This is a genomic window from Streptomyces canus (assembly GCF_001514145.1).
GTDB lineage: Bacteria > Actinomycetota > Actinomycetes > Streptomycetales > Streptomycetaceae > Streptomyces > Streptomyces canus.
On the sequence record NZ_KQ948663.1, the window covers coordinates 382,482 to 397,335 of the forward strand.

General features: G+C 71.3%; 15 protein-coding genes. 11 read left to right on the forward strand and 4 right to left on the reverse strand.

Features of this window, described 5'->3' with window-relative positions:
- Positions 1–168 precede the first annotated feature (168 nt).
- Complete coding sequence (locus AQJ46_RS26545; protein WP_059207973.1) at positions 169–720, reverse strand: hypothetical protein; 552 nt, start codon at positions 718–720, stop codon at positions 169–171.
- A gap of 283 nt (positions 721–1,003) precedes the next feature.
- Between AQJ46_RS26545 and fmt the strand changes: the two genes are divergently transcribed.
- On the forward strand, positions 1,004–1,936 hold the full coding sequence (fmt, locus tag AQJ46_RS26550; RefSeq protein ID WP_059207974.1) for a methionyl-tRNA formyltransferase: 933 nt from the start codon (positions 1,004–1,006) through the stop codon (positions 1,934–1,936).
- A gap of 640 nt (positions 1,937–2,576) precedes the next feature.
- Positions 2,577–3,995, forward strand: coding sequence for an RsmB/NOP family class I SAM-dependent RNA methyltransferase (locus AQJ46_RS26555; RefSeq protein ID WP_059207975.1), 1,419 nt, complete (start codon positions 2,577–2,579; stop codon positions 3,993–3,995).
- Between the two features lies 1 nt (position 3,996).
- Here AQJ46_RS26555 and AQJ46_RS26560 read toward each other — a convergent pair whose 3' ends face one another.
- A complete protein-coding gene (locus AQJ46_RS26560) occupies positions 3,997–6,153 on the reverse strand; it encodes an MMPL family transporter (protein WP_059208051.1) in 2,157 nt (718 codons plus the stop codon).
- Positions 6,154–6,287: 134 nt separating this feature from the next.
- Between AQJ46_RS26560 and rpe the strand changes: the two genes are divergently transcribed.
- From rpe to AQJ46_RS26605, 9 genes are all read left to right on the forward strand, one after another.
- On the forward strand, positions 6,288–6,974 hold the full coding sequence (rpe, locus tag AQJ46_RS26565; RefSeq protein ID WP_057614142.1) for a ribulose-phosphate 3-epimerase: 687 nt from the start codon (positions 6,288–6,290) through the stop codon (positions 6,972–6,974).
- Positions 6,975–7,052: 78 nt separating this feature from the next.
- The gene (locus AQJ46_RS26570; RefSeq protein WP_059208052.1) at positions 7,053–8,096 is read left to right on the forward strand and encodes a sugar-binding transcriptional regulator; all 1,044 of its coding nucleotides are present in this window, start codon (positions 7,053–7,055) and stop codon (positions 8,094–8,096) included.
- Between the two features lie 39 nt (positions 8,097–8,135).
- Entirely contained in the window at positions 8,136–8,504 is a 369-nt protein-coding gene (locus AQJ46_RS26575) for a ribonuclease domain-containing protein (RefSeq protein WP_059208053.1), read from the forward strand.
- A complete protein-coding gene (locus AQJ46_RS26580) occupies positions 8,501–8,815 on the forward strand; it encodes a barstar family protein (protein WP_059207976.1) in 315 nt (104 codons plus the stop codon). Before AQJ46_RS26575 ends, AQJ46_RS26580 begins: the two co-directional genes overlap by 4 nt.
- Before the next feature lie 132 nt (positions 8,816–8,947).
- Entirely contained in the window at positions 8,948–10,390 is a 1,443-nt protein-coding gene (locus tag AQJ46_RS26585; protein WP_057614532.1) for a GuaB1 family IMP dehydrogenase-related protein, read from the forward strand.
- 72 nt (positions 10,391–10,462) lie between these two features.
- Entirely contained in the window at positions 10,463–10,978 is a 516-nt protein-coding gene (locus AQJ46_RS26590; protein WP_059207977.1) for a GNAT family N-acetyltransferase, read from the forward strand.
- A 15-nt stretch (positions 10,979–10,993) separates the two neighbouring features.
- Complete coding sequence (locus AQJ46_RS26595; RefSeq protein WP_057614138.1) at positions 10,994–11,380, forward strand: hypothetical protein; 387 nt, start codon at positions 10,994–10,996, stop codon at positions 11,378–11,380.
- A 167-nt stretch (positions 11,381–11,547) separates the two neighbouring features.
- Positions 11,548–13,014: an amino acid permease gene (locus AQJ46_RS26600; RefSeq protein ID WP_059207978.1), complete on the forward strand. Its 1,467-nt coding sequence runs from the start codon at positions 11,548–11,550 to the stop codon at positions 13,012–13,014.
- 10 nt (positions 13,015–13,024) lie between these two features.
- On the forward strand, positions 13,025–13,477 hold the full coding sequence (locus tag AQJ46_RS26605; RefSeq protein ID WP_007380661.1) for an Lrp/AsnC family transcriptional regulator: 453 nt from the start codon (positions 13,025–13,027) through the stop codon (positions 13,475–13,477).
- Here the strand turns inward: AQJ46_RS26605 and AQJ46_RS26610 are convergent.
- Together AQJ46_RS26610 and AQJ46_RS26615 are read right to left on the reverse strand one after the other, a co-directional pair.
- Positions 13,470–13,928 (reverse strand): hypothetical protein, encoded by a 459-nt coding sequence (locus tag AQJ46_RS26610; protein WP_225887401.1) that lies wholly within the window; start codon positions 13,926–13,928, stop codon positions 13,470–13,472. The genes AQJ46_RS26605 and AQJ46_RS26610 overlap by 8 nt on opposite strands.
- Before the next feature lie 25 nt (positions 13,929–13,953).
- On the reverse strand, positions 13,954–14,694 hold the full coding sequence (locus AQJ46_RS26615) for a GntR family transcriptional regulator (RefSeq protein ID WP_059207979.1): 741 nt from the start codon (positions 14,692–14,694) through the stop codon (positions 13,954–13,956).
- Between the last annotated feature and the right edge of the window lie 160 nt (positions 14,695–14,854).

A 14,854-nucleotide genomic window follows, 5' to 3' on the forward strand; every position in this document is an offset into this window, starting at 1 on the left:
AGGTGGGCCGGACGGCCTGTGCGCAGGGACAGCGGGGGCCGCGATCGTGGTCGCAGGCATATGGTCGCCGCGATCCGCGGTGGGCACGGGCTCCGCCCAGGTCGGGGTGGGTGAGGACATGCGTCTGCCCTCCCGGTCGTGGGGTGGGAGGGCAGAGGGGGGAGCGGGTCAGCCGTTGCGCGGGCTGGGGAAGGCGGTGGGTCTTGCCTCGTCGCGGAGGGTGGGGCTGCCCGCGGTGGGCTGGGTCGGCATGGAGCGGGCCGCGGGAACCGTCGGAACCGTCGGAACCGTGGGGATGCCGGTGTTGACACTGACCGTGCGGGCCCCCGACGTCTCCGTGGCCCGCTCGGCGTCGGCAGTCGCCTGGGCCGCGGCGCGGCGGGCGCCGTAACGGCGGTGGACCGCCTGCTTGGTGACGCCGAGGGCGGAGCCCACCGCGTCCCACGAGAAGCCGAGCGAGCGGTCGAAGTCGACCGCGGCCGTCACCAGGGTCTCGACGCTGTCCCGCAGTTCCTGCGCGAGACGGACCGTGGGGGCGGGGGCGCGTCCGTAGACGACGAAGCCCGTGGAGGGGCCGGAGCGGCGCGGGCGGTAGACGTTGCCCAACTGGGCCGTCAGGGTGCGCAGTGCGTCCACCTGCCGGCGGACCCGCTCGATGTCCCGCACCAGCAAGTGCAGGCTGGCCCGAGCCTGGGCGTCGTGAGTTGCGTGGTCGGCCATGAACAAGCCTCTCGAACCGGCGTTGAAAAAGGATGGGGCCGTGATCGCGGCCCGTTGTGGTCAACTCTTTCTTGACCAACGCGTTTACGCTCCGCTGGTCACGCAGTGGGGGCGTACCGGCATATGCGTGCGCCGGGTGGGGGGGGTTCGCGCCTTGGTCGGGAACAGGGCCTCGCCGGTGGGGTCCCTCTCCGGCCGTGCGGCGGTCGGTGCTCGCCATAGAATTGTGCGCTGCCCGTCATCACCCGTCCGAGTCACCCCGTCCGAGAGGCCCTGTCCACCCATGAAGCTCGTCTTCGCCGGTACCCCCGAGGTCGCCGTTCCCGCTCTGGACGCTCTCATCGCCTCCGGGCGGCATGAGGTCGCCGCCGTCGTCACGCGGCCGGACGCGCCGGCCGGGCGGGGGCGCAGGATGGTCGCGAGCCCGGTCGCGGAGCGGGCCGAGGAGGCGGGGATCGAGGTGCTGAAGCCCGTCAAGCCGCGGGATCCGGAGTTCCTCGAGCGGCTTCGTGAGATCGCCCCGGACTGCTGCCCCGTCGTCGCCTACGGCGCCCTTCTGCCCCGAGTCGCCCTCGACATCCCCGCCCACGGCTGGGTCAACCTGCACTTCTCGCTGCTGCCCGCCTGGCGTGGGGCCGCTCCTGTGCAGCACTCGATCATGGCGGGCGACGAGATCACGGGAGCTTCGACCTTCCTCATCGAGGAGGGGCTCGACTCCGGGCCCGTCTATGGCACCGTCACGGAGGAGATCCGGCACACCGACACCAGTGGTGACCTGCTGACCCGGCTCGCCTTCGCCGGTGCGGGGCTGTTGGGCGCGACCATGGACGGCATCGCCGACGGCACGCTGAAGGCGGTACCGCAGCCGTCGGAGGGCATCACCGTCGCGCCGAAGATCACCGTGGAGGACGCGCGGGTCGACTGGACCGCGCCTGCCCTGCGGGTGGACCGGATCGTGCGGGGGTGTCACCCCTCGCCCGGCGCCTGGACGACCTTCCGCGGCGAGCGGCTCAAGCTCATCCAGGTCCAGCCGGTTCCCGGCCGGACGGATCTCGCCCCGGGCGCCCTCGCCGTCGGCAAGAACAGCGTCCACGTCGGAACCGGGTCGTACGGCGTCGAGCTGCTGTGGGTGCAGGCACAGGGGAAGAAGCCGATGAAGGCCGCGGACTGGGCGCGGGGCGTCAGGATCTCGGACGGGGAGACCCTCGGCGGGTGACGCGCCGGCGACGGCGTGGCTGGGCTGCCGACAGTGGCCGGTCCCTGGCTGGCGACGGCGACTACGAGTCGCAGGGCGCCGGTCTCCGGCACGGTCCGGTGGCGCCGGACGACCGTGGTCAGGACGGCGAGCGTGAGGGCGGGATGCCGGAAGGCGAGCCTGCCGGTCGGGTGGCGTCGGTCGTCGGAAAGCCGGGGGCCGGGCTCCTGGCGGTGGGCGGTGGTCGGCGGATCGGTGGGTGGTCGCGTCGGCGGCTGGTGGTGTGTGTCCTGGGGATGCTCGAGTCTTTTGCAGGTCGTGCGGGCAGGAGGCCTGGGTCGCGGGGGGTCGGTTGTGGGAGTGCCGGGGCCGGTCGGCGGTGGTCGGCGGTTTGGTGAGTGGTCGCGTCGGCGGCCGGTGGCCCGGCCCATCGGGGTGCCTGTGTCCGGCAGGTCGTGCGGGCGGGAGGCCGGAGTCCCCGTTGTCGGAGTGCCGCGGCCTGGCTCCGCCGCATGGCGGTGGTCGGTGGGATCGGGTGCGTGCCCGGCTCCGGCATGTGATGTCCCGCCTCGGGATCAGCCGGGGCCTCGAACGGTGACGTCGCCTCCCGCGGACGTACGCTTGGGGCGTCACCAGACCTTGAACCCGGAGCACCTTTTTCGTGAGCGACCAGCCCCGTCGGCCCCACAAAACCGGCAAGCCCTACCGTCGGCCCCAGAAGGACCCCGTCCGCATCCTCGCCTTCGAGGCGCTGCGGGCCGTGGACGAGCGGGACGCGTACGCCAACCTCGTCCTGCCGCCGCTGTTGCGGAAAGCGCGGGAGAAGGGCGGCTTCGAGGCGCGGGACGCTGCGCTCGCCACTGAGCTCGTGTACGGGACACTGCGCCGGCAGGGGACGTACGACGCGATCATCGCCGCGTGTGTCGACCGGCCGCTCCGCGAGGTCGATCCGCCGGTGCTCGACGTGCTGAGCCTCGGGGCGCATCAGCTGCTCGGGACGCGCATCCCGACGCACGCCGCCGTGTCCGCCTCCGTCGAACTCGCGCGGGTCGTACTCGGTGACGGACGCGCCAAGTTCGTCAACGCCGTACTGCGGAAGATCGCGCAGGAAGACCTCGACGGGTGGATCGCCAAAGTGGCTCCGCCCTACGACGACGATCCCGAGGACCATCTCGCCGTCGTCCACTCCCACCCCCGCTGGGTCGTCTCCGCGCTGTGGGACTCCCTCGGCGGCGGGCGAGCCGGCATCGAGCGGCTGCTGGTGGCCGACAACGAGCGGCCCGAGGTGACCCTCGTCGCCCGGCCGGGGCGGTCCACCGCCGAGGAACTGCTCCGCGAGGAGTCCGCTGTGGCGGGGCGCTGGTCGCCGTATGCCGTACGGCTGTCCGAGGGCGGTGAGCCCGGTGCCGTCGACGCCGTACGGGAAGGCCGGGCCGGGGTGCAGGACGAGGGGAGTCAGCTTGTCGCGCTGGCCCTCGCGAACGCGCCTGTCGAGGGCCGGGACGAGAAGTGGCTCGACGGGTGCGCGGGGCCCGGTGGCAAGGCCGCGCTGCTCGCCGCACTCGCCGCCGAGCGGGGGGCCATGCTGCTCGCCTCCGAGAAGCAGCCGCACCGGGCCGGACTCGTCGCCAAGGCGCTCGCCGGGAATCCCGGGCCGTACCAGGTCATCGCCGCGGACGGGACGCGGCCGCCGTGGCAGCCGGGGAGTTTCGACCGGGTGCTGATGGATGTGCCGTGCACGGGACTCGGGGCGTTGCGGCGTCGGCCGGAGGCAAGGTGGCGGCGTCGGCCCGAGGATCTGGAGGGGTTCGGGCCGTTGCAGCGGGAGTTGTTGAGCACCGCACTGGACTCCGTCCGGGTCGGCGGGGTCGTCGGGTACGCCACTTGTTCGCCCCACCTTGCGGAGACGCGGGCCGTGGTGGAGGACGTGCTCAAACAGTGGCCGTCCGCCGAACTGGTCGATGCGCGGCCGTTGTTCCCCGGCGTGCCGGAGCTGGGGGAGGGGCCGGACGTTCAGTTGTGGCCGCATGTGCACGGCACGGATGCGATGTATCTGGCGGTCATCCGTAGGACGGGGTGATCTAGTCGGGTGTCCGCCGCGCCGTCGTGGCCGGTCGCGCAGTTCCCCGCGCCTCTGGGGCGGTCGGCCCACCGTTGGCCAGTTTGCTGGGCCACCACACCTTCTCGCCCACGTCCAGGAACAGGGATGTGACCAGCACCGACCGCACGATGAACGTGTCCAGCAGGACGCCCAGCGCCACCGTGAAGCCGATCTCCGCGAAGGCGACCATCGGCAGGGTGCCGAGGGCGGCGAAGGTGCCGGCCAGGACCAGGCCGGCGGAGGTGATGACGGCGCCGGTCGCGGCCAGACCCGTGATCACGCCCGCGCGGGTGCCTCCGTGGGCCGCCTCCTCGCGGATGCGGGTGGTCAGGAAGATGTTGTAGTCGATGCCGAGGGCCACCAGGAAGACGAAGACGAACAGCGGGAAGTCCGTGGACTCGCCCGCGTAGTCGAACACGTGGCGGAAGGCCAGGGCGCTGAGGCCCAGGGCCGCCGCGAAGGACAGGATCACCGTCCCGATCAGCAGCAGCGGGGCGATCAGGGCGCGCAGCAGGCCGCACAGGATCAGCAGGACGACCGCGAGCACCAGCGGGATGATCAGGATGTTGTCGTGCGTGGTCGCCTTGTCCATGTCGAGCAGGGCGGCCGTACCGCCGCCTACCTGGGCGTCGGCGTCCGGGACGGCGTGGACGGCGTCCCGGACCCGTTCCACCGTCTGTTTTGCGGCCTCGCTGTCGGCCGGGGCGGTCATCGTCGCCTCGAAGAGGACCTTGCCCTCGTGCGACGGTTTCGTGCCCGGTGGCAGGCCGAGGGACGTGGGCACGACTCCCCGGGTTCCCGCGACCGCCTCGCCGACCTGCCGTGCCTGGGCCTGGTTGCTGACGACGACCAGGGGATCGCCGCTGCCCGCCGGGAAGTACTGCGCGGACACCTCCTGGCCGGTGATCGAGTCCGGTTTCCCGGTGAACGCGTCCGCGTTGCTGATGCCTTCGGCACGCAGCTGGATCAGGCCGAGCGAGCAGATCACGAGGGCCGCGGCCGTGGCGCTCCAGACCATCCGGGGGCGCAGGGCCATACGGCGGCCGGCGCGGGCCCAGAGGCCGGTCTCGATGCGGTCGGGGTCGCCGAAGTGCGGGATGGCCGGCCAGAAGATCCAGCGGCCGAAGATCACCAGCAGGGCCGGGAACAGGGTCGTCATCGCCAGCAGGGCGACCGCGACACCGATCGCGGCGACCGGGCCGAGGCCCCGGGTCGAGTTCATCTCGGCGGTCAGCAGGACCAGCATGCTCAGGACGACGGTCGCGCCGGAGGCGAGCACTGCCGGGCCCGCGCGGTGCAGGGCGAGGGCCATCGCCTCGTGGCGGTCCTCGTGGTGGTGCAGTTCCTCCCGGTAGCGGGCGACCAGCAACAGGGCATAGTCGGTCCCCGCGCCGAAGACGAGCACGGTCAGAATGCCCGCGCTCTGGCCGTTGACCGTCAGTCCCGCGTGCTCGGCGAGCAGGTAGATGAAGGCCTGCGCGGTGAACAGCGCGGCGACCACGGAGAGCAGCGGGACCAGGAGCAGGGTGGGGCTGCGGAAGGTGATGAGCAGCATGACGATGACGACGGCCATCGCCGACAGCAGCAGAGTCGAGTCGATGCCCTCGAAGGCCTCGGAGAAGTCCGCGGACGTGCCGCCGGGGCCGGTGATGTGCACGGCGAGGCCGTCGCCGCCCTTGCCCACGACGTCACGGATGGAGTCGACGGCGGGCGAGATCTCCTCCCAGCCCTTCTCGTCCATGGTGATCGGGACGAGGATCTGGGCCGCGCGCGGGTCGCTTTGCCGGTCGTAGATCGGGCCCCGGGTCTCCGAGCCGCGGATGCCGTGTGCGGTGAGCTGTTTGATCTCGGCCGTGTCCTTGGCGATCGCGGCCCGCTCCTGCGGTGTGAGGCCGCTCTCGCGCGCGTAGACGACGACCGCGGGGATCTGTTCCGGCCGGAAGTCCTCGGAGAGCTGGAGGACCTGGGTCGACTCCGCGGAGCCGGGCAGCCAGGAGGCCGCGTCGTTGTCCTGGGCGTCGGTGAGCTTGGAGGCGAGGGGCGCCGTCAGGAACAGCACCACCAGCCACAGCGCCAGCACTACCCACTTGGCACGTCGTCCGCAGACGACGTGCGCGATGCCTCGATTCCCGGTCATGGCCACCCCCGGCGCCACCAGTCGAGCCGATCAGCCGCCCAGCATGACACGCACAGGTCGTCCACAACATCCGATGAACGGCTTAGGTCTGGACCGGCGCGCTCCTTCGCGCCCCGGCATGGGAGGCTTGGGGCATGGCCGCGCAGATCAATCCCAGCATCCTGTCCGCCGACTTCGCCCGCCTCGCGGACGAGGCGAAGGCGGTCGAGGGAGCCGACTGGCTCCACGTAGACGTCATGGACAACCATTTCGTCCCGAACCTCACGCTCGGGGTGCCGGTCGTAGAGTCTCTGGCCCGTGCGACGGACACCCCGCTGGACTGCCATCTGATGATCGAGGCCCCCGATCGCTGGGCGCCCCAGTACGTAGAGGCGGGGGCTTCCTCCGTCACCTTCCATGTGGAGGCTGCCGCCGCTCCGGTCCGGCTCGCCCGGGAGATCCGGGCCAAGGGCGCCCGCGCCTCCATGGCGCTGAAGCCCGCGACGCCCATCGAGCCGTACGAGGACCTGCTCCCCGAGCTCGACATGCTGCTGATCATGACGGTCGAACCCGGTTTCGGGGGACAGGCCTTCCTCGACATCATGCTCCCGAAGATTCGCCGGACCCGCGAGTTGATCAGCAAGCACGGGCTTGAGCTGTGGCTCCAGGTCGACGGTGGCGTCTCGGCCGCCACCATCGAGCGCTGCGCGGACGCGGGCGCCGATGTCTTCGTCGCCGGGTCCGCGGTCTACGGGGCGTCCGACCCCGCCGAGGCGGTACGTGTATTGCGCAACCAGGCGGAGGGGGCGACCGCTAAGGCTTCGTGGGCGTGCGACCACTGAGCCAAGGGAACGTGAACGGCTTCGATCAGGGCTGATCAAGTGCGCCGGATCTGCAAGGATGAACGGCGAATCCAGAGTGTGAACAGCAGTGAGGAGATCGCCGTGTCGGGTATGTCGGCTGGCCGGTCAGCCATGCGGATGGGACCCGCTGAGCTGGTGCAGGCGGCGGCCATGGCCCGCCGCTTCTACCTCGAGGGCAAGTCCAAGATCCAGATCGCGGAGGAGTTCGGCGTCAGCCGCTTCAAGGTGGCCCGGGTCCTGGAGACCGCTCTCGAACGGGATCTCGTACGCATCGAGATCCGTGTGCCGGCCGAGCTGGACGCCGAGCGCTCAGACGCGCTCCGCGCCCGCTACGGCCTCAGGCACGCCGTCGTGGTCGAGTCCCCGGCCGAGGCCCAGGACTCGCCCGACCCCGAGAACCTGGGAGAAGTGGCCGCCGACCTGCTCGGCGAACTGGTCGACGAGGGCGACATCCTGGGCCTGGCCTGGGGTCGTTCCACCATCCACATGGCGGCCGCCCTCGACCGGCTGCCACCGTGCACGGTGGTGCAGTTGACGGGTGTCTACGACGCCGGGACCGCCGAGCGCGGTTCGGTGGAGGCGGTGCGGCGGGCCGCCCAGGTGTCCGGCGGGGACGCCCACCCCATCTACGCGCCGATGCTGCTGCCGGACGCGGCCACCGCGGCCGCGTTGCGCAACCAGACAGGGATCGCCCGGGCCTTCGAGTACTTCGACAAGGTCACGGTCGCCTGTGTCTCCATCGGTTCCTGGGAGCCGGGCATCTCGACGGTGCACGACATGCTCAGCGACGAGGAGCGCGGCCACTACGCCTCGCTCGGGGTCGCCGCCGAGATGTCCGCGCACCTCTTCGACGCGGAGGGGCGCAGGGTCGGGCGGGACCTGGGCGAGCGGTGCATCACCGTCAAGGCCGACCAGCTCCGCCGTATCCCCGAGGTCGTCGCGATCGCCGGGGGACAGCGCAAGGCGGCGGCGATCGACGCGGTGCTGCGGTCCGGACTCGTCACCAGCCTGGTGACGGACACCTCCGCCGCGGACTACCTGATGACGGCGGGGACGACTCCGAAGCCGGCACTCAACAGGTCGGACCCGGACGGGCCCTGACGGAAGGTCATGCGGGACGGCCGTGGCAGCATCGGGCGCATGCTGCTGCGGTTCGTCTCCCGAATGCTCCTGTGTGTCCTGGTCCTGACGGGGTGTTCGGCCACCGACCACGATCCCTCGCGGGGCGGCGGCCCGGCCACCGTCCAGGAGTCGAAGCTCCCGGCCGAGGCCCGGCAGACCCTCGAACTCATCGACAGGGGCGGGCCGTTCCCGTACGCCAAGGACGGCTCGGTGTTCGGGAACTTCGAGCGGCTGCTGCCCGCGCACCAGCGCGGTTACTACCACGAGTACACCGTCCCCACGCCGGGCTCGCGCGATCGCGGGGCCCGGCGCATCGTCACCGGGCAGGGCGGGGAGATCTACTACACCGATGATCACTACGACTCGTTCAGGGCGGTACTGAGATGACGGCACGCGTGGTCACGCTGGACCTCGACGGGGTCGCGGACAAGGCGGGCCTGATGGACCGCTGCGTCCGGGACCTGCGGCTGCCGGACTGGTTCGGCAGCAACTGGGACGCGCTGGCCGACGTCCTGTCCGACCCGGGCCTGTGGTCCGGGGACGGCTCCGAGGACGCCGGCGAAGAGGAGACCGTCGTCGTCGTACGGAACTGGGACCGGTACGCCGGGGCGCGGCCGGACGAGTGGGCGACCGCGCGCGAGGTGTTCTCGCAGGCGTCCGCCCTCACCGTGGCGCTCGCTCTTGGAGGTTCGTCCTAAGGCCCCTCCGGCCGGTCTGGACGATTCGCCCTTGGGTGGCGTTCCGCCCGGCATGGGACAATGAAGTACGTGCTCTTTCCCCCTGGCTGTCCTGTCCGGGGGCCGCCTCCGATCGACTGGGATGTGCAGCACGTGCGTTTCCTCAACGACATCCAGCCCCCGTACGACCTGACGTACGACGACGTCTTCATGGTCCCGAGCCGTAGCGCCGTCGGCTCGCGGCAGGGCGTGGACCTCAGCTCCCCGGACGGCACGGGCACCACGATCCCGCTGGTCGTCGCCAACATGACCGCCATCGCCGGGCGTCGCATGGCGGAGACCATGGCCCGCCGCGGTGGCCTCGTGGTGATCCCGCAGGACATCCCGATCGAGGTCGTCACCGAGGTCGTCTCCTGGGTGAAGAGCCGCCACCACGTCCTGGACACCCCGATCGTGCTGGCCCCGCACCAGACCGTCGCCGACGCGCTGGCCCTGCTGCCCAAGCGCGCGCACAACGCCGGTGTGGTCGTCGACGAGGACGGCCGGCCCGTCGGTGTCGTCACCGACCGGGACCTGACCGGGGTCGACCGATTCACGCAGCTCGCCGAAGTCATGTCGCGCGATCTGCTGCTCCTCGACGCGGACATCGACCCCCGTGAGGCCTTCAACCGCCTCGACGCGGCCAACCGCCGTTACGCCCCCGCCGTCGACCGGGAAGGCCGCCTCGCCGGCATCCTCACCCGCAAGGGCGCCCTGCGGGCCACGCTGTACACCCCGGCCGTCGACGCGAACGGCAAGCTGCGCATCGCCGCCGCCGTGGGCGTCAACGGCGACTTCGCGGAGAAGGCCAAGCAGCTGCTCGACGCGGGCGTCGACACCCTCGTCATCGACACCGCGCACGGCCACCAGGAGTCGATGATCACCGCGATCAGGACGGTGAGGGCGCTCGACCCGCAGGTCCCGATCGTGGCAGGCAACATCGTGGCCGCCGAGGGTGTGCGGGACCTGATCGAGGCCGGCGCGGACATCGTCAAGGTCGGTGTGGGGCCCGGCGCCATGTGCACCACGCGCATGATGACCGGCGTCGGCCGGCCGCAGTTCTCGGCGGTCCTGGAGTGCGCGGCCGAGGCGCGGAAGTACGGCAAGCACGTGTGGGCCGACGGCGGTGTCCGGCACCCGCGCGACGTCGCCATGGCGCTGGCCGCCGGCGCGTCCAACGTGATGATCGGGTCCTGGTTCGCGGGCACCTACGAGTCGCCGGGCGACCTCCAGCAGGATGCCAGCGGACGGCTCTACAAGGAGTCCTTCGGCATGGCGTCCGCGCGGGCGGTGCGCAACCGTACGTCGGAGGAGTCGGCGTACGACCGGGCCCGCAAGGCGCTGTTCGAGGAGGGCATCTCCACCTCCCGGATGTTCCTCGACCCGGCCCGCCCGGGTGTCGAGGACCTGATCGACTCGATCATCGCGGGCGTCCGCTCCTCCTGCACCTACGCCGGTGCGGGCTCCCTGGAGGAGTTCGCCGAGAAGGCCGTCGTCGGTATCCAGAGCGCGGCCGGCTACGCCGAGGGCAAGCCGCTGCACGCCAGCTGGAGCTGAGTCCGGCCGTTGTGCAGAGCCCCCGCCTGAAAATCGGGGGCCGTCCGCCTTCCCGGTCCGTACGGTCGTCGTATGGAGATCAGCGTCTGCCGGAGCGGCGATGTCGCGCTGCTGGACCGGTACATGGGATCGCCCGGAGCCACGTCCTTCCACGCCCGGCGGTTCGCGCGGCAGGAGGCGGGGGAGTGCACGTATCTCGTCGCCTGGCTGCGGGGGCGGCCCGTGGGGCACGCGGAGATGCGCTGGATCGGGTGTGCCGCACCCGAGGTCGCCCAGGACTGCCCCGAGATCGGCGGCCTCGCGGTCTGGCCCGAGGACCTGCGCTCACGCGGGATCGGCACCGCGCTGATCCGGGCCGCCGAGGAACTGGCCCGGGAGCGGGGTCTGACGACCGTGGGCATCGGGGTCGGGCAGGACAACCCGCGCGCGGCGGGCCTGTACGCACGGCTCGGCTACCGGCCGGTGACGAACTACCTGGACCGCTACTCGTACCAGGACCACGACGGCACGACCCGTGAGTGTGTCGACGCCTGCACGTTCCTCGTCCGAGAACTCTCGTCAGGCCACCTTGACGTCAAGCCTGCTTGACGCAAGCCTGGGGGCATGACGACACCCGAGAGCATCGAGCCGCAGTACACCCTGCTGACCGCCGTCTCCCGGCTCGACGAGCTGCGCATGCGGGAGGCGCTGGGCGGGGCCACGGACACCCCCGACCGGGCCGAACTGCTCGAACTCCTCGCCCTGAGCGAGGTCGTGGCCCGCAAGGCGTCCTACGGCCGTCAGCTGACCGTGCGCGCGGCCCGCGAGGCCGGCGCCTCCTGGTCGCAGATCGGGGCCGCGACGGGCACCAGCAAGCAGGCCGCGTGGGAGGCCCACACACGGTGGATCGACGCCCAGCGGGAGGCGTACGGCAAGCCCGGCCAGATGGGGTTCGACGAGGCGGACGTGGCCGAGGCGAGGGCCGTGGCCGGGGAGCCGGAGGACCGCTGACGAGGGCTGACGGGTGCCGGGCGGGGGCACGCGCAACGAACGCCCGCCCATCGGCCCGGAACGCAACGATCTTGCGACTGCGTGCAAGGTTGCTGCATTACGACTGTGACGTCCGGGCTCGTAGGGTGCTGCGCTGTACTCACCTGCAGCGACGAAGGAGTCAGCGCGTGCTCGACCAAGGTGCACCCACGCACCACCGCACCCAAGAAGCCCCCACGTCCCCGGGGCTCGGCGCGCGTCTCATGCGGCGCAAACCCGTGGAACGCCTGGTCGCGGAGGGCGGCCAGGGCGAGGGAGGGGCCCTCAGGCGCTCCCTCGGACTGTGGCAGCTGACGATGATCAGCATCGGCGCCACCCTCGGCACCGGCATTTTCGTCGTGCTGGGCGAGGCCGTGCCGAAGGCAGGTCCCGCCGTCACGCTCTCCTTCGTGATCGCCGGCCTCACGGCCCTCTTCTCGGCCATCTCCTACGCCGAGCTCGCGGGCACCATCCCGGTCGCCGGGTCCTCGTACTCGTACGCGTACGCAACCATGGGCGAACTGATCGCCTGGATCTGCGGCTGGTGCCTGGTCCTGGAGTACGGCGTCTCGGTCGCCGCCGTGGCCGTCGGCTGGGGCGAATACCTGAACGAGCTCCTCGACGGGACCATCGGTTTCACCGTCCCGGACGCGCTGTCCGCCCCGCCCGGCGACGGCGGTGTCTTCAACCTCCCGGCGCTGATCGTCGTCCTGCTCGCCATGGCCTTCCTGCTGGGCGGGGCCCGCGAGTCCGCCCGCGCCAACACCGTCATGGTCGTCGTGAAGATCGCCGCGCTGGTGCTGTTCTGCGCGATCGGCATCCAGGGCTTCCGCTCCGGCAACTACGCGCACTTCATGCCGCTGGGGATGGCCGGGGTCAGCGCGGCCGGTGCCACGCTCTTCTTCTCGTACATCGGCTTCGACGCCGCTTCCACGGCCGGTGAGGAGGCGAAGAACGCCCAGCGCGACCTGCCCCGCGCGATCATGCTGTCGCTGGTCATCGTGACCGCGCTGTACGTGCTGGTCGCCGCCGTCGCGGTGGGCGCGAAGCCCTGGCGGCACTTCAACGACTCCGAGGCCGCCCTCGCCCAGATCATGCGCGAGGTCACCGGGCAGAGCTTCTGGGGCACCCTGCTGGCGTTCTGCGCGGTCATCGCCATCGCGAGCGTCGTCCTGACCGTGCTCTACGGCCAGACCCGCATCCTGTTCGCGATGTCCCGGGACGGACTCGCACCGAAGGTGTTCGGCCGGGTCCACCCGAAGACCGGCGCGCCCCGGGCGAACACGGTGATCGTGTCCCTGTTCTGCGGGGTGCTGGCGGCGGCCATCCCGCTCGGCCAACTCGCGGACGCCACCAGCATCGGCACGCTCTTCGCCTTCGCCCTGGTCAACATCGCCGTCGTGGTGCTGCGCCGGACCCGCCCCGACATGCCCCGCACCTTCCGCGTCCCGCTCTCGCCGGTCTTCCCGGCGCTGGGCTTCGGCTTCTGCGTCTGGATGATGGGCAGCCTGTGCACCGTCACCTGGGTGGTCTTCGGCGTCTGGATGGCCGTGGGGCTCGTGTTCTACTTCCTGTACGGCCATCGCCGTTCCCGACTCGCAACACCCGAAGGCTGATCCACCCACCGTGCTGAACGATCTCGACGAACGCATCGTGCACGCCCTCGCCGAGGACGCCCGCCGCTCCTACGCGGACATCGGGCAGATCGTCGGCCTGTCCGCGCCCGCCGTGAAACGCCGCGTGGACCGGCTGCGCGCCACCGGGGCCATCACCGGATTCACCGTACGGGTGGATCCGGCGGCCCTCGGCTGGGAGACCGAGGGGTTCGTCGAGATCTACTGCCGGCGCAACACCTCCCCGGAGACCATCCAGCGGGGTCTGGAGCGCTACCAGGAGGTGGTGGCCGCCTCCACCGTCACCGGAGAGGCCGACGCGGTCGTCCAGGTCTTCGCCTCCGACATGCGGCACTTCGAACGGGTCCTGGAGCGGATCGCGGGGGAGCCGTTCGTGGAGCGCACCAAGTCGGTCCTGGTTCTCTCCCCGTTGCTGCGCCGCTTCTCCTCGGGCTCGCCTACCTGACCTGCTCGGCACGGCGCCGGACCGCCGCCAGCAGCCGCCCGGTGAGCAGGGCGTGCGCGCCGGAGGAGATGACCAGCAGCCGGTAGAGGGCACCGCCTGGTCCGGGAAACCGGGCCCGGGTCTCGGCCCGCAGCCGGGTGCGCCCCGGGGTGGCCTCCTCCAGGCGGAAGACCAGGGCGTACGTCGAGAAGTGGTGTCGTCCGACGAGGACCAGCTCCCGTCCCCGGGCCGCGTGGGCCACCCGGAACCCGGGGAAGACCGACCCCGCGGCGAGGGGCCGGGGCCCGGACGCCGTACGGTCGGCGACTCCGACGAGACGGGCGTAGCGGGTGGAGCGGGGTCGGCCGAAGGACTGTTCCAGGGTCTCGCCGAGCGCATCCCAGACCTCGACGGCCGTCGCCGAGGCGATCACCGCATGCTCGTCGACCGGAGGCAACATACCGATGTCCAACGGAACCTCCTCTCGGGCGGGAACCCTACTCCGCTGTCTTCCGCGCCAGCGCGTTGTTGCCGATCGAGTTGTGCACGCTGAAGCTCACCGCGTCCGAACGGTAGCGGTCGTCCGACCACTCGACCGGGCGTCCTTCACGGGTGGTGGTCACCCGGCGGACCCTCAGCAGCGGGCTCGTGCGGCGGACTTCCAGCAGCTCCGCGTCCTGCGCTCCCGCCGCCACGGCGTCGATGACGTGTTCCCCGTAGGCGAAGACCAACCCCGTGTCGTCGTACAGGCGTTGGGTGACCGAAGGGCACTCGGGCTCGATGGACTCGACGGTCGGGGAGATCCAGTCGGCGTACACCGTCCGCTCCAGCAACACCGGTTCGCCGTCCAGTCCGCGCACCCGTAGGACATGCAACACCGGTGTACCCATGGCCAGTTGGAGGCGCACCGAGTCCTCCTTCGTGGCCGGCCGGTACTCCTGTGCCACCACCCGGCCGGTCGCCGCACGGCCCATCGCGCGGGCCCATTCGGCGAAACTCCTGAGCTCCGCGAAGCTCTGGCTGCGACGGCTGGCCAGGACCACGCGACGGGCCCCCTGCCGGGAGCCGATCAGGCCCTCCGTGGTCAGCGCCGCGACCGCCTGGCGGACCGTCCCGCGCGAGACGCCGTAGTGCGCCGCGAGTTCCGTCTCGGCGGGCAGCAGACTGCCGACGGTGTACTCCTCGCGGTCGATCGCCCGACGCAGTTCGTCGGCGATCTCCTCGTGTCGCGCCCCCATGCTTCCCCTCTGAGTCGGTCTCTGTGCACAGCGTGACCAGGGTAGTCGACATTCCGTGGCATCCGGAGAGGGCTCAGATTGTGCGGGAATTCGGGGTCAGCGTTTCGCCAGTGTTTACCGGCGCGACACCAGCGGCAGCCTTACTGAGGCCAACTTGTTC

Bases quoted from the DNA above. Each gene is read 5' to 3' on its own strand.
- AQJ46_RS26560 (WP_059208051.1), bottom strand. From the start codon at position 6,153: ATGACCGGGAATCGAGGCATCGCGCACGTCGTCTGCGGACGACGTGCC.
- AQJ46_RS26545 (WP_059207973.1), bottom strand. From the start codon at position 720: ATGGCCGACCACGCAACTCACGACGCCCAGGCTCGGGCCAGCCTGCAC.
- AQJ46_RS26590 (WP_059207977.1), top strand. From the start codon at position 10,463: ATGGAGATCAGCGTCTGCCGGAGCGGCGATGTCGCGCTGCTGGACCGG.
- AQJ46_RS26615 (WP_059207979.1), bottom strand. From the start codon at position 14,694: ATGGGGGCGCGACACGAGGAGATCGCCGACGAACTGCGTCGGGCGATC.
- rpe (WP_057614142.1), top strand. From the start codon at position 6,288: ATGGCCGCGCAGATCAATCCCAGCATCCTGTCCGCCGACTTCGCCCGC.
- AQJ46_RS26575 (WP_059208053.1), top strand. From the start codon at position 8,136: ATGCTGCTGCGGTTCGTCTCCCGAATGCTCCTGTGTGTCCTGGTCCTG.
- AQJ46_RS26580 (WP_059207976.1), top strand. From the start codon at position 8,501: ATGACGGCACGCGTGGTCACGCTGGACCTCGACGGGGTCGCGGACAAG.
- fmt (WP_059207974.1), top strand. From the start codon at position 1,004: ATGAAGCTCGTCTTCGCCGGTACCCCCGAGGTCGCCGTTCCCGCTCTG.
- AQJ46_RS26595 (WP_057614138.1), top strand. From the start codon at position 10,994: ATGACGACACCCGAGAGCATCGAGCCGCAGTACACCCTGCTGACCGCC.